Consider the following 14,092-nt stretch of genomic DNA (forward strand, 5'->3'; position numbering starts at 1 on the left):
TTTTTGATGTTGATAGATTAGATAAATTGATTACGAGATATTTCTGGAGGAATAAGGGTTGCTTGTAGTCCTATCTAAGGATTAAAAGTCTGAAAATTACAAGTTTCAGACGGTCACATGGCTTTCCACAAGCAAATCCGTCTATTCCAGAAGAAATTTTATTTTGTTGTACCAACACCAATTACCAAATAAGCACTTATTTAACCTTATTTAGTTTACCACTAAACAGCAAAACAACGACAGAAATTACTCTCCGTCGCTGTTTTTCTATTTATTATTTTTTTGAAGAACTAAACAAGAACCAATTATTAAACGTACTATAATCTGAATAGCCTACTGCAATCTCTTTATAAGAAAATAATTTTCCAAGCTGATGCTCACCAGATTTGTATTTTAATTCGATATCTTGTGCAATTTCTTGGTATAATTCTTCTATTTGTTCATCATTAAGTTCACCATATTTATTTTCCCATGCCTCTAAAAAAGTATCCTCATCTTTATCAAGATAAAAATCAATTTCTGCTTGTTCTGTCATTTGATTCACCTTTTTCTAAAAAGCTCTTAATTTAAAATTGTGATCGTAATTGTTTTTCTTCCAAAGTTATTGGCTTGTTGAACACTTGAAAAATGTACATCGATTTTATTTCCTTTTATTGCTCCACCAGTGTCACCAGCGATAAAAGTTCCATAACCAGGGACTTCAACGATAGATCCTAAAGGAATGACACGAGGATCTACTGCAATAACCATAGGGTTGCTTTCTAAATTAATTCCAGTAGCAGTATGTGTACTTAAATTAGCTTCTTTTGTAGAGTACCCTGTTGCGGATACAACCATTGTTTTTCCTTTTGAAGCTGTTTCAGTAGATTTAGTCGTTTCAGCTTCAACTGTTGTACTTTGTTTTTCAGGCTCTGCTTGCTCATTTGAAGCTGTCGTTTTAGTTACTGTTGCTTCATTTTCTGAAGTTTTTACAAGAGTTGCGGCAGTTTTTTCTTTTGCTGCTTTTTCAGCCGCTATTTTTTCTTCTTCCGCCTTAGCTTCTGCAAGTCTTGTTTCTTCTGTTGCACGTTGTTCATCTAATTCATTTAAAATCTCTTGATTTTCATCCATTGTTTTTTGTAGATTTGCTATTTGTGTATCTAATTCTGCTTTTTGTTCTTTAGCTTCTTCTGTTTGATTTTCTAATAATGCCAAATCATTTTTCAATTCTGCTTGTAATTCAGCTAATTCTGCTCTTTCATTCTCTGCTAATTCCAACTGATCATTTCCGGCTGATTGTAAAGTAACTAAAACATACGCACGATTAAAGAAATCTGTTATACTTTCAGATTCAAATAATGACAATACGACGTTTTGATTTACTTCTGTTGTTTGCATAGATAAGATACGTTCTTTTGCTTGATCCAAACGCTCTTTAACAACTTCTTCTTGTTCTGATATTGTTTCGTTTGTTGCTTGAACAGTTTCATTTAGCACTTCAATTTGAGTAGTTAATTCTCCTAGCTCACTATTTTTTTCATTCACCTTTGTTAATGCTTTATTGATTTGACTATCCATTTCTGCCATTTCTTTTTCTTTTGTATTTTGTTGCGATTCAATTTCATCTAATGTCGCTGCGAAACTAACCGTTGGCACAACGTTAACCAATAATAAAGCCATCATAAGGCTGGAAACTAGCTTTTTAATTCTCACAAATTGACAACACCCTTCTTTTTGACTTATAAGCTCTTCAATGATTATAACGAAAAAGATGTCTCACTATATTTCTTTACGATTACTTTTTGTTACAAAACCTTTTTATAGTATGCTAAAATTGTAATAATCGTATTAGGAGGCCAAAAAATGTCAAAAAAAATCTATTTTGCTAGCCCACTATTTTCAGAGATGGAAAGAGTTTATAATGAAAATCTTGTACAAAGTATTCGTGTAACGTACCCTGATGTTGAAATTTATGTCCCTCAAGAGCAAGGTGAAATCAATGACAAAAATGCTTATGCTGATTCTGTTGCTATTGCTAAATATGATACAGATGCCTTATTAGACAGCGAATTAATGGTTGCAGTTTTAGATGGCTCAACTATTGATGTTGGAGTTGCTACCGAAATTGGGGTCGCTTATCAAGCTGGAATTCCTATTATTGGTTTATACACGGATTCACGTCAACAAGGCGCTGAAAACAAACAAAAATTAGCCGCTTTACAAGAAGTTGCAGAATCTCAATTCTCATATATCAATCTTTACACTGTTGGCATTATAAAAATGAATGGAGCTATTTACAGTACTTCAAAAGACTTTATTACAGCTATTAACGATTATTTGTAATATTTCTACAACAAAAGAGCAATGGAAACGTGTCGTTTCCATTGCTCTTTTGTATTTTTTGTTTCGTTATCTTCTATTATATAGCATACACTTTACAGGCTACGAGGAGTTGGCTTAGTAAACCAACTGATCAACAATCCAACTACAAAACCAATTGTAGCTGGTAAAATCCATCCCATCCCAATAGAGAATAAAGGAAGATATTCCGTACAAAATGCTAAGAACGTTTTTACTCCGCTAACACCTTGAATATCTTTAGGCAATGCTTTGAATAGATCCGCCACACTTACCACAAGAGTAAATAATGTTGTTGTGACATAGACAACTTGTCGATCTTTGAACAACGGTGATAATAATGCTAATAAAATCAACGTAATGGCTAGAGGGTACAAAAACATTAATACAGGTAATGAGTATGCAATAATGTTTGTTAATCCAACATTAGCAACTAATGTTGTCAATACACTAAAAACAACGACATACGCTTTATAACTGATCGTGCGAGGAAACATTTCTTTAAACGTTTCTGCACAGGCTGTTATTAAACCAATAGCTGTTTTTAAACAAGCAATCGTTACAATTACAGCTAACAATACACTCCCAAATGATCCGAAGTAATATTGGGAAATCTGTGTTAAAGCGATTCCGCCATTTTTTGAAATTGGAAACTGTCCAACGCTCATTGTCCCTAAATAAGAAAGACTAGCGTAGATGATTCCCATTAAAATGATGCTGATCAATCCAGATTTAATGGTATCTTTTGCGATCTCACTTGGTTTAGTCACACCTAAGCTTTTAATGGTTTGAACCACGACTATCCCAAATGCAAGAGATGCTAATGCATCCATCGTGTTGTAACCTTCAAGAAAACCACTAACAAAAGGCTCATTGATGTAATTACCAGTAACTGGTATTTCAGCGATTCCTCCCATTGGACGAATAAATGCCGTTACAATTAAGACACCTAAAAAAACTAAGAAAATAGGATTTAATACTTTCCCAACATAGACCAAAATCTTTGTCGGTTTTAAAGAAAGAAATAATGCTGCTCCATAAAATAAAATAGAAAAAATTGCTAACCCTATTGTTTGATATTCTGGATTGATATAAGGTGTCAAACCAATTTCATAAGAAACGGTGCTTAATCTTGGAAGTGCAAAAAAGGGCCCAATCGTTAAGTATAATGCAACAGTCATAAAATAACCATATAATGGATGGATGCGACTGGCTAAATCAAATAATCCATTACTTTTTGAAATTCCGATTGCAATAACTCCTAAAAACGGCAATCCAATACCTGTTACTAAAAAACCTAGTGTAGCCCAACTTACGTTAGCTCCTGCTACTTGCCCCATGTGAACGGGAAATATTAAATTTCCTGCTCCAAAAAACAGTCCAAATAACATTGATCCTATATAAAGGTAGGAAGACAATGTCAGTCCTTTTTTCATAAAAAAACGTCCTTTCTAACTTAGCTATGTGATGCGTAACTTAAATAATAGCTTTTTTAGCTTTCAGCTTCAAGTAAAACTCTTGTTTACTCCTGTTTTTCACTATAAAAAGATACCTCTGTCAAAATCTGACAGAAATATCTTTTATGTTTAGTCTATATAAAGAGACGTTTTTTTCTCGAGATAGTTTTGAAAAATAGTAAATACACTACAAATAGCCCAATAAATTAAAGCAACTAAAATATACATTGTCATATAATCGAATTCACGCCCGCCAACAATTTTAGCCTGCTGGAAAATTTCTGGAACAGTTATCATTGCGGCCAGAGATGTGCCTTTAATGAGATCAAGTAGCACATTGCTCATTGGCGGTACTGCAATTCTCATTGCTTGAGGTATGATGACTTTTCTCATAATAAAAGTCCATTTTAATCCCAAAGCATAAGCGGCTTCCCATTGTCCGTGATCAACAGAATGCAACGAAGATCGAATGATTTCTGCACTATAAGCTGCTGAACTTAAACTAAAACCGATAATAGCTGCGTTTACAGCTTTAAACTGGATGCCAATAAAAGGGAAACCAAAATACAAAATAAATAAAAATACTAACGTTGGTGTTCCACGCATAAAGGAAATATACGTACGCGCAATCATACTCAAAATTTTACTATTTGACATACGCATAATGGCTAATAAAAATCCTAGGATCGTTCCAAAAATCATACTGGCTAATGAAATGCCCAAAGTGTACCCTAATCCTTTTAAAATATATCCAAAGCTGTCAATAGCTAAAGCAGGATCAAAAATATAGTGCCATTGAATCTCAGACATATTCTGTCACCTACTTTCTATTCGCCTTCCTCAAATTCGATTTCAGGAAACTCATAATCAATCTGTTCCGATACATCCTCGCCGTCATAAAATTGTTTAGACAATTCTGTCAAAGTTCCATCAGCTTTCATTTCTTCTAAGGTCGTGTTGATTTTTTCAGTTAACAGATCATTTCCTTTTTTAATCGCATAATTTGTTTCACTAGGATTGTAAAAAATGTCATGGACTTTTACTGGTATCTCCGGTAAAGCAGCAACAGCCATTTTTTGTGAATAAAAGTCATTCAATATAACATCTGTACGTCCATTCGCTACATCTTGAAGATATTGGTCATTTGTTGCATTATCATAGATCACTTCTTCAGCTCCATAATGTCTTGCAACTTTCATATAGCTCGTCGTAGCTGCTCCAGCTGCTTTTTTACCTTTTAAATCTTCTAACGTTTCAATACCCGAGTTATCTGATTCACGTACAACCATTGATCCAAAAGAATATTTATATGGAATCGTATAATTGTATTTATCAGCATTTTCCCCATCACGGTCTATGCCCATAGCAGCGACGTCAATTGCTCCACTATTAACAGAAGTCAACATACCGTCTACACCCATTTCTGTAAAATCGACATCTAAATCTAATCGAGTAGCAACTTCACGAATAATTTCTACCTCGTATCCTGTTAACTTATCTGTTTCTGATTCATGGAAAGAACTTGGATAAAGCGTTCCGGATGTAGCTACATTTAAAGTTCCTCTTTCTTCGATTTCACTCCACATTGTGTCTGAAGTATTTTTTGATGAAGCAGAAGATGATTCATTTGATCCACAAGCTGCTAAAGTCATTGACACAAAAGTTATTAACCCAAAACTCATTATTTTTTTTAACATGTTACTATCCCCTTTACCCTCTTTTTAAATTCCTCAATTAGAATAACAGCGCTTAACTGTGTAGTCAAACTTATCCTAAAAAGATTTTATTTCTTTTAATACTTTTCTTGTCAGCTAAACAAAAATACCATTAAATCAACATCACGAAAGGATGATTAACAAACAATTTTGTTTTTATTCAAAATGAAACACAGAAAAAAACTGTTATATTAATGTCTCTTTTTTGACAATAAGAAAACACCTCCTAGTTGAAGCGAGGTGTTCTCTTATTACTTTTAATCAAACTTTTAGTATTGTTGATCATAGTCGATCAAGTTTCTAGGTAAATCTTCTCCAGCTAAGTAAGCTTTTAAATTTTCTTCAAAGATAGCAAATAATCTTTTTTTGAAATGTTCTGCAATCCCGGTAATATGAGGAGTAATCAAAACATCTTCTCTACCCCATAATTCACTATTTTCTGGCAAAGGTTCTGTTTCAAAAACATCTAAACCGGCAAAAGCTAATTTTCCATTATCAAGAGCCTTTATTAAATCATCCGTTTTAACCGTTGGGCCTCTTCCTACATTAATAAAGAGCGTTCCTTCTTTCATTTGCGAGAAAATATCTTCATTGAAGAAATAATGTGTTTGATCTGTATGCGGTAAAATATTTACCACAATATCTGCTTGTTTCACTTGTTCTTTTAGTTCTGGCTGTTTAATTAACTGATCCATGTAGTCTACATCTCTTCCACTGCGGTTTACACCGATCGTCTTCATATTAAATGCTTTAGCTAATCGTCCAATTTCAACTCCAATTTTACCGGTCCCAACAATCATAATTGTTTTTTCATGCAATTCCATTAACTTATCTACTTTTTCCCATGTTTTTGTTTGCTGATTTTTAACAGCTGTTTGGATTCCTCTAGCGTAAGCTAACAGCATACCAAAAACTGATTCTGCAATAGGAATACTATGTATCCCGCTTCCATTTGTAAGTAAAATCTTATTTCTTTCAAGCTTTTCTAAATCAAGAAAGTCAACACCAGCTGCTTTTCCTTGTACCCATTTTAATGTGTGTTTATCATCTGTTAATAGTTCCTCTGATCGTTGTCCAGTCCACCCATATATAATTTCCACAGATTTTAAAGGGATTTCTTTTTCATCCATCTCCCAACCTTTAATCAACTTATAGTCTGGAGCTAATTCTTTTAACGTCTGAAGTTGTTCTTTAGTTGTTTCTTGCATAAGTAAAATATTTTTTTCAGTCATTTTATCACCTTTTCATTGTTTTCTTTTATTATCTCATTACTAAATAAGATATCAAAGAATATCCCTTATCTATTTTCATTTTTTGTTATTTTTAAAGCTATAAATGGTACAATAGAGTGAAAGACAGGGGTTTAGAATGGGGTGTTTTGATGGATAAAGAACATTTATTAACAACTAAGTTGATTATTGATGGTCAATTTCATGATTTTCAACTTTATAGCGGAAAGTTTTATTTATGGACTAATAAAAAAGAACTAAAAATATACAATTGGAATAAGTGGTTGACCCAACTTGCTTATGTAGATCGCCCAATTTACCTTGAACCACAGCCAACGGAACAGTTGCATGTGTCCGTTGATGATTTAGCTCCTTTTTTAGAACGTACTCTTTCTTTTTCTGAAACGATTTATGATAGTGCTCTTTTCAATCATACGTTGTACTTCTCTGATTACACTGGTTTTTATCGTCTTTCTTTAACAAAAAAAGACACTGAAAGGATACGTATTTGGGAGCAACCGGTTTATTCTATCTCTTTATCTACTGCAGGAAGAATGGCTTTGTCTGCTGGAGATGCTGGGCTTTATGAATATCTGCTTTCTACTCAATACTATTATGAGCAACTCGAGAGGCAAAAAGTTGTTCGCATCTTTCAACTAAGTTCTCACTTTGCGTCTCACACAACTTGGGACCATCATAATCTTATTCAATATGGTAAAGATCCTGTTTATCCTGCTTATTTTATCCAATTTAATGAACGAAAAGGACAATTACATGTACTTGATTGCGCGCCCATTGATTCATTGGCGAAAAATAACCTTCATGAACAACTACAAGAATATCCATTACCACTATCATTAGACAAACCTTCTATGCAAGATGGCTATTTATTTTCTTTTGAAATGGATCGCACAAAAATAAAGAAAAATGCTTTATATCGGTCAAAATCTATTCGTTTAGAATTAAAATCAGCAGCTGCAAATGATCAACGAATGGATTTTTCCTCATCTTTGATCGTAGATGCATCATCTCCCAATTTTAAAGTAACGTTACAAAACAAAAAATTATTAGAGCTTCCAGCTCAAGATGTATTAAAATTTAGAATCTATACTCGAACCAGAAATTATCGAAATCAGTTGCATATTCTTAAAGAGAAATCCTTGGAACTCTACATTTTTTCTGAAATCAAAAGATAAAAAAGGAAGTGAGAATTTATCTCACTTCCTTTTTTTATATTAATCTTCTAATGGGTCTTTGCCTAAGAAAGCTTGTAACATCCAAATCGTTTTATCCACTCCAGCTTTATAACCAATCAGTAGATCTTGAGTGGCATCATCCCCAGCTTCACCTGTAAGAACAATCCCTTTTTGTAATTTTTCATCAATAATTTTATAGTCTACAACAGTTGAATGAATCATTTCTTCAGCCGTTTCTTTGCTGTCATAAGGTGATTCTTTAACCACAGAGTGTTCTAAAAATTCTCCTAAAGTAGCGTAAGGCTTTCCACCGATTGCAATCAATCGCTCAGCTAATTCATCAAATTGTTCTGTTACACCATCATAAAGTTCTTCGAATTCTTCATGTAGTTTGAAGAAATGAGGTCCCTTGACATAAAAATGATGTTGATACAATTTAATATTGAATACACCAAAAGTTGCAACTAATTCATTTAGTAATTCTTGTACTTCTGTTTGTTTTTCCATTCTGCTATTCCTCCTATTAGTTAATTGTTTTATTTATTACTTTATACTTATTATAATCTAACCTGAAATAATAGTCTAGTAAAAGGTCTTTTTTTTCGCTCAATTATTAAACCCCGATTAGCTTATTCCTAATTAAGCGCTCTCTTGTAATCTTCTTCTATAGAATGTTGCTAAATAATAATAAAAAATCTCCTACCATCGCATTTAACAATTATTTGTGCTAAAATGGTCAAGATATATAAAAGAATAGGGGTAACTAAATTAAATGATTACAGTAACTAACGTAAGTTTACAATTTTCAGATAGAAAATTGTTCGATGATGTAAATATAAAATTCATTCCCGGCAATTGTTATGGTCTCATAGGTGCAAATGGTGCAGGTAAGTCAACTTTCCTAAAAATACTAGCTGGTGATATCCAACCTTCAACAGGAAATGTTTCAATGGGTCCTGACGAACGTTTGACTACTTTAAGTCAAAATCACTATGGCTTTGAAGAATATACTGTTTTAGAAACAGTTATTATGGGACACAAACGTTTGTATGACATTATGAAAGAAAAAGATGCTATCTACATGAAAGAAGATTTTACTGATGCAGATGGTCTATTAGCTGCCGAATTAGAAGGTGAATTCGCTGAATTAGATGGTTGGGAAGCTGAACCTCAAGCTGCAGTTATGCTTCAAGGATTAGGCATTACAGAAGATATGCTTGATAAAAAAATGAGCGAATTAACAGAGTCATTAAAAGTAAAAGTATTACTGGCACAAGCTTTATTCGGCAAACCAGATGTTCTTTTACTGGATGAGCCTACCAATGGTTTAGACAAACAATCAATTGAATGGTTGGAAGAATTCTTAATTGATTTCCCTAATACCGTTATTGTTGTTTCCCATGACCGTCATTTCTTGAATAAAGTATGTACTCATATGGCTGACGTTGATTTTAGTAAAATCAAGTTATATGTTGGAAACTATGATTTCTGGTTGGAATCAAGTCAATTGGCTACTAAATTACAAGGTAACGTAAATGCTAAAAAAGAAGAGCAAATCAAAGAATTACAAGCCTTTATTGCTCGATTTAGTGCAAATGCGTCTAAGTCGAAACAAGCGACTTCTCGTAAGAAAATGTTAGAAAAAATTACTTTAGATGATATTCAACCTTCTTCTCGTCGTTACCCATTTGTTGGATTTACTCCTGAACGCGAAATTGGAAATGACCTTTTGCGTGTTGAAAATATTTCTAAAACAATTGACGGCAAAAAAATATTAGATAATATTACTTTTACGTTAAATAAGGACGACAAAGTTGCCTTTTCAAGTAAAAATGATATTGCTATTACTGTTTTATTCAAAATTTTGACGGGCGAAATGGAACCAGATTCTGGTACATTTAAGTGGGGAGTAACGACTTCTCAATCTTACTTACCAAAAGATACTACTGACGAATTTACTGATGCAAAGTTAACCGTTGTAGATTGGTTGCGTCAATTTGCTTCTGCTGAAGAAAATGACAATACATTCTTACGTAGTTTCTTAGGTCGTATGCTCTTCTCTGGTGAAGATGTACTAAAAGAAGTATCCGTTCTTTCAGGTGGAGAAAAGGTTCGTTGTATGTTATCTAAAATGATGTTGAGTAAATCGAACGTTTTAGTAATGGACGATCCTACAAATCACTTGGACTTAGAATCTATTACCGCTTTAAATGATGGTTTGATTGCTTTTAAAGGCTCAATATTGTTTGGTTCACATGACCACCAATTTATCCAAACCATTGCAAATCGCATTATCGAAATTTCTCCAAATGGAGTCGTTGATCGCGCTGAAACAACTTATGATGAATTCCTAGACAACAAATCAGTTAAAGAACAAATTGCTGCTTTGTACGCTAACTAATAAAAAATAGAGTTGAGACTTTTGTCTCAACTCTATTTTTTATCCAATACCTCTTTTCGCAACAATTTGCTCAAAAATCAATCCGGATTATCATTTCTTTACGGTTTAAGCTATGAAACATCATTTCATGGTTAAGTGAAGCAAAATTAAAATATGCCCCTAAAAGTGATCAAATAATGATCAGCTTTTAGAGGCATTCTTTTTTTATTTTCTAGCTTTGTGTACTTTTAATTTTTTACCTTTAACAGTACGACTTTGCATTTCTTCGATGACCAGAGGACCTTTACCATTTAAGATATCAATATACGTCACATTTTCTTGAATCGTAATGATTCCAATGTCATCTGCATTGATTCCAGGAATTTTAGCGATTGTTCCAACAAAATCAACTGCCCGTATCTTCTTCTTTTTACCGCCGTTAAAATAAACTTTAGTAATACCACGATTTAGTTCTTTTGAACGAACTTGTTTCAATGGCGGACGTTCTTGTAATTTCTTTTCAAAAGCCGATTTATGACTTTGTACCGTACGAGCACTTGGCAGTGAGATTTCGATAACAGATTGTTTAGCGTAATCCTTAACTTCATTCCACCATTTTTCTTCTCTAGGTGTAACAAGAGTCAATGCCATTCCTGTTTTTCCAGCTCTACCTGTACGGCCAGTACGATGGACAAAACTTTCTTTCTCCACAGGAACATCATAGTTCACAACGTGAGTGATGTTATCAATATCAATTCCTCGAGCAGCAACATCCGTAGCTACTAAATAGCGGAATCTTCCTTGTCTGAAATCATCCATTACAGAAAAACGATTTTCTTGGACCATTCCGCCATGGATCTTATCTATTGGCAAACCAGCTTTATTTAAAAATGTATATAAGTTGTTCACAGCTTCTTGTGTATTACAAAAAATGATGCATGAATCTGCGTTTTCCACAGTTAATAAATCTAGCAACTGTTGTTCTTTCTTGTCTTCTTGTACCTTAACACTCGATTGAATAATCTTTGGTTTAGATAACTCAGTTGTTTGAATTTGAATCGATTGTTTGTCAGGTTTCATATAGAAACTTGCTATACGTTCAATTTCTTTTGGCATAGTTGCTGAAAACAATAATGTTTGGCGTTCTTCTGGTAAAAAGTTAATAATGGCTTCTACCTGATCGGCAAATCCCATATTTAACATTTCATCAGCTTCGTCTAGGACTAAGCAGTTTATTTTCTCTACTTTAAACGTTCCCTTTTGCAAATGATCCAATACTCGACCAGGTGTTCCTACAACAATATGGCTTTTTTGTTTTAATTCAGATTTTTGAGTATCAAACGAAGCTTTACCATATACTGCTGTAGCTTTTACTCTCTTTAAACGACCGATGTTCATAATGTCTTCTTTTACTTGAATAGCTAATTCTCTTGTAGGTACTAAGACAAGTGCTTGTGGTTTATTTTCTTCCCAATCAACAGTTTCACATAGTGGTAAACCATAACTAACTGTCTTTCCACTTCCCGTTTGTGATTCAACAATAACGTCTTTTCCTTCTAACGCTACAGGGATCACTTCTTCTTGAACTTTAGTAGGATGGAAATAACGTAAACTTGTTAATGCAACAATAATTTCATCACTAATAGCAAATTCTTCAAATGTATTCTTTTTATTCATAATAACCTCTTTCAATTGTTCCTTTTCTATTAGTATAACAGCATATTCACTAAATTACTGTTTTTTAAAGCGATAATTTGGTAAAATCCCTTACATAGTGGCAAAACTCTCATCCTTTCATTTGTCTTTTCTTTATTGAAGCCCATGTAAGATATCCACAAAACGTGATATACTACTTAACGAAAATGATTTATGGATGATTTTTTTTGTTCTTATAGGAGGGTTCAATGTGAAAACTATTCTTGTATTACATACCGGTGGAACTATTTCCATGAGTGAGGATCAAACAACTGGAAAAGTTTCTCCCACCTCAGAAAATCCGTTAAAAAAGCGTGGTCATTTATTTGATAATGTCGCGAATATGATTGTGGAAGACTTTTTCCATTTGCCGTCTCCGCATATGACACCTGATAAAATGCTTATTTTAAAAAATCGAATCGAACAAGCAATTGCTGCTCATGAAGCAGATGGCGTTGTCATTACTCACGGGACTGACACATTGGAAGAAACAGCCTACTTCTTGGATCTCACACTTGAAACATCTATTCCCATTGTCGTAACTGGAGCTATGCGTTCAATAAATGAGGTCGGTTCAGATGGATTATATAACTTTCAAAGTGCCATTTGGGTGGCTTTAGCTGAAGAAGCTAAAGAAAAAGGCGTTTTAGTAGTAATGAATGATGAGATCCACACTGCACGTTATGTAACCAAAACGCATACAAGCAATGTGGCCACTTTCCGAACACCAACATTTGGCCCTATCGGTTTAATCTCAAAAAACAAAGTTTTATTCTTCCAAAAACTAATTGAAGAAGAAATTTATTCGATCAACACTGTAAATAAAAAAGTTTACTTGCTAAAAGTTTATGCAGGTATGGATGGAACCTTATTCGATGCTGTAAATCAACCTACTACTGATGGACTCGTTATTGAAGCGCTAGGTGCAGGTAACTTACCGCCTGCTACTTTGCCTGCTCTTAAGCGAGTCTTAGCCAATAATATTCCAGTCGTTCTTGTCTCACGTTCATTTAACGGTATTGCACAGGATGTCTATGACTATATGGGTGGCGGTAAACAGTTGAAAGAAGATGGCGTTATTTTTGCTACTGGTTTATCCGGACCTAAAGCCCGTATTAAATTACAAGTAGTATTGAGTCAAGCTACCTTGACTCATTCACTTGAAAATTACTTTTAACTAAAAAAAAACCGTTCATATGAAATGAACGGTTTTTTTTGGTCTTCTTAATTAACGAGCCTTTTTCCACAGAATGCTTGCTTCACAGTTGATGATACCTTCTGTCACGATACGATGAGCAGTAAGAACTTTACCCTCTTCTTGTTTCGTCAAGCTCATTTCACTATGGATCAATTGACCATAATGAACTTCTTTTTCAAACTTGATCGTCATATTTTCTATTTCGTGGGACGTCAAGAACTCAAGGTCTAATGTATCCATGACCCACTCCACGTATTTCGAGTTGTTCACATGACGGTTACTATCAATATCCAAGTATCTGACACGATACTCTTTAGAAAGCATTGTTTCTTCATCAACTTTTTCTGGTTTTGGACTCCGAATCAATTTTTTAGAGAACTCTGATCCATAAGGTGCTACAATTTCATCAGGTACACGAGCCATTTTCCGCTCTTTTATATTCATTAAAGCAAATGTACTGTTGACTGTCACACATAAATTGCCTTCTTCATCATAAACTTTAAACGTACGGTAACAAAATAACTTGTTATAAGAAGTGGCTTGTGTTGTAATGTTGATGGTTTCGTAAAAAGCCGGCATCCGGTCAACGTTTACTTCATATTGAAGAATGATCCAAGCTAATCCTTTTTCTACTAAAACTTCATCTCCTACGCCTAATGAATAACTTTGTTCACCAGATACATGTAACATAATGTTTAGTAACATGGAGACTGTCATTTTTTGTGTTGTATCACATTCATAATATTTGATTTGGTGTTCTTTTTTATATACTTTTCCGCTCATTTAAAAGCCTCATTTCCTTATAAAAGATCCTTCTTTTAGAATAGCATATTTTTATTAAAAATACCTGAAAATAAAGATGAGTATTTATTTACTAAATCATTA

Annotated in this window: 13 protein-coding genes; 4 read left to right on the forward strand and 9 right to left on the reverse strand. The window is 33.7% G+C overall.

Translation table 11 applies throughout. The features are described from left to right. Positions 1-274: 274 nt before the first annotated feature. On the reverse strand, positions 275-535 hold the full coding sequence (locus tag BR65_RS06300; protein ID WP_023178873.1) for a hypothetical protein: 261 nt from the start codon (positions 533-535) through the stop codon (positions 275-277). 26 nt (positions 536-561) lie between these two features. Then, a complete protein-coding gene (locus tag BR65_RS06305) occupies positions 562-1,692 on the reverse strand; it encodes a 3D domain-containing protein (RefSeq protein ID WP_023178874.1) in 1,131 nt (376 codons plus the stop codon). Between the two features lie 150 nt (positions 1,693-1,842). On the opposite strand from BR65_RS06305, the gene BR65_RS06310 reads away from it, so the two are divergent. After that, positions 1,843-2,322 (forward strand): nucleoside 2-deoxyribosyltransferase, encoded by a 480-nt coding sequence (locus tag BR65_RS06310; protein WP_034537349.1) that lies wholly within the window; start codon positions 1,843-1,845, stop codon positions 2,320-2,322. A gap of 92 nt (positions 2,323-2,414) precedes the next feature. Here the strand turns inward: BR65_RS06310 and brnQ are convergent, their stop codons facing one another. The 4 genes from brnQ to BR65_RS06330 form a co-directional block, all read right to left on the reverse strand. Continuing rightward, complete coding sequence (brnQ, locus tag BR65_RS06315) at positions 2,415-3,773, reverse strand: branched-chain amino acid transport system II carrier protein (RefSeq protein ID WP_023178877.1); 1,359 nt, start codon at positions 3,771-3,773, stop codon at positions 2,415-2,417. A 150-nt stretch (positions 3,774-3,923) separates the two neighbouring features. Next, the gene (locus BR65_RS06320) at positions 3,924-4,604 is read right to left on the reverse strand and encodes an amino acid ABC transporter permease (RefSeq protein ID WP_023178879.1); all 681 of its coding nucleotides are present in this window, start codon (positions 4,602-4,604) and stop codon (positions 3,924-3,926) included. A 17-nt stretch (positions 4,605-4,621) separates the two neighbouring features. After that, entirely contained in the window at positions 4,622-5,491 is an 870-nt protein-coding gene (locus BR65_RS06325) for a transporter substrate-binding domain-containing protein (protein WP_034537350.1), read from the reverse strand. Between the two features lie 287 nt (positions 5,492-5,778). After that, a complete protein-coding gene (locus BR65_RS06330) occupies positions 5,779-6,741 on the reverse strand; it encodes a phosphoglycerate dehydrogenase (RefSeq protein WP_034537352.1) in 963 nt (320 codons plus the stop codon). Between the two features lie 149 nt (positions 6,742-6,890). Between BR65_RS06330 and BR65_RS06335 the strand changes: the two genes are divergently transcribed. Further along, on the forward strand, positions 6,891-7,934 hold the full coding sequence (locus BR65_RS06335; RefSeq protein ID WP_034537354.1) for a hypothetical protein: 1,044 nt from the start codon (positions 6,891-6,893) through the stop codon (positions 7,932-7,934). Positions 7,935-7,973: 39 nt separating this feature from the next. On the opposite strand, the gene BR65_RS06340 is transcribed toward BR65_RS06335, so the two are convergent. Further along, positions 7,974-8,441 (reverse strand): Dps family protein, encoded by a 468-nt coding sequence (locus BR65_RS06340; protein WP_034537355.1) that lies wholly within the window; start codon positions 8,439-8,441, stop codon positions 7,974-7,976. A gap of 265 nt (positions 8,442-8,706) precedes the next feature. Between BR65_RS06340 and BR65_RS06345 the strand changes: the two genes are divergently transcribed. After that, entirely contained in the window at positions 8,707-10,335 is a 1,629-nt protein-coding gene (locus tag BR65_RS06345; RefSeq protein ID WP_023178888.1) for an ABC-F family ATP-binding cassette domain-containing protein, read from the forward strand. Between the two features lie 204 nt (positions 10,336-10,539). Here the strand turns inward: BR65_RS06345 and BR65_RS06350 are convergent, their stop codons facing one another. After that, complete coding sequence (locus BR65_RS06350; RefSeq protein ID WP_034537356.1) at positions 10,540-11,991, reverse strand: DEAD/DEAH box helicase; 1,452 nt, start codon at positions 11,989-11,991, stop codon at positions 10,540-10,542. A 229-nt stretch (positions 11,992-12,220) separates the two neighbouring features. Here BR65_RS06350 and BR65_RS06355 point away from each other — a divergent pair, with 229 nt between their 5' ends. Next, on the forward strand, positions 12,221-13,186 hold the full coding sequence (locus BR65_RS06355) for an asparaginase (protein ID WP_034537358.1): 966 nt from the start codon (positions 12,221-12,223) through the stop codon (positions 13,184-13,186). A 51-nt stretch (positions 13,187-13,237) separates the two neighbouring features. Here the strand turns inward: BR65_RS06355 and BR65_RS06360 are convergent, their stop codons facing one another. Beyond that, on the reverse strand, positions 13,238-13,990 hold the full coding sequence (locus BR65_RS06360; protein WP_034537361.1) for an acyl-[acyl-carrier-protein] thioesterase: 753 nt from the start codon (positions 13,988-13,990) through the stop codon (positions 13,238-13,240). Between the last annotated feature and the right edge of the window lie 102 nt (positions 13,991-14,092).

This window comes from Carnobacterium inhibens subsp. inhibens DSM 13024 (assembly GCF_000746825.1).
GTDB classification, from domain to species: domain Bacteria; phylum Bacillota; class Bacilli; order Lactobacillales; family Carnobacteriaceae; genus Carnobacterium_B; species Carnobacterium_B inhibens.

Coding starts and splice junctions, on each gene's coding strand:
- BR65_RS06360 (WP_034537361.1), bottom strand. CDS start 13,990: ATGAGCGGAAAAGTATATAAAAAAGAACACCAAATCAAATATTATGAA.
- BR65_RS06330 (WP_034537352.1), bottom strand. CDS start 6,741: ATGACTGAAAAAAATATTTTACTTATGCAAGAAACAACTAAAGAACAA.
- BR65_RS06325 (WP_034537350.1), bottom strand. CDS start 5,491: ATGTTAAAAAAAATAATGAGTTTTGGGTTAATAACTTTTGTGTCAATG.
- BR65_RS06345 (WP_023178888.1), top strand. CDS start 8,707: ATGATTACAGTAACTAACGTAAGTTTACAATTTTCAGATAGAAAATTG.
- BR65_RS06310 (WP_034537349.1), top strand. CDS start 1,843: ATGTCAAAAAAAATCTATTTTGCTAGCCCACTATTTTCAGAGATGGAA.
- brnQ (WP_023178877.1), bottom strand. CDS start 3,773: ATGAAAAAAGGACTGACATTGTCTTCCTACCTTTATATAGGATCAATG.
- BR65_RS06335 (WP_034537354.1), top strand. CDS start 6,891: ATGGATAAAGAACATTTATTAACAACTAAGTTGATTATTGATGGTCAA.
- BR65_RS06350 (WP_034537356.1), bottom strand. CDS start 11,991: ATGAATAAAAAGAATACATTTGAAGAATTTGCTATTAGTGATGAAATT.
- BR65_RS06300 (WP_023178873.1), bottom strand. CDS start 535: ATGACAGAACAAGCAGAAATTGATTTTTATCTTGATAAAGATGAGGAT.
- BR65_RS06340 (WP_034537355.1), bottom strand. CDS start 8,441: ATGGAAAAACAAACAGAAGTACAAGAATTACTAAATGAATTAGTTGCA.
- BR65_RS06320 (WP_023178879.1), bottom strand. CDS start 4,604: ATGTCTGAGATTCAATGGCACTATATTTTTGATCCTGCTTTAGCTATT.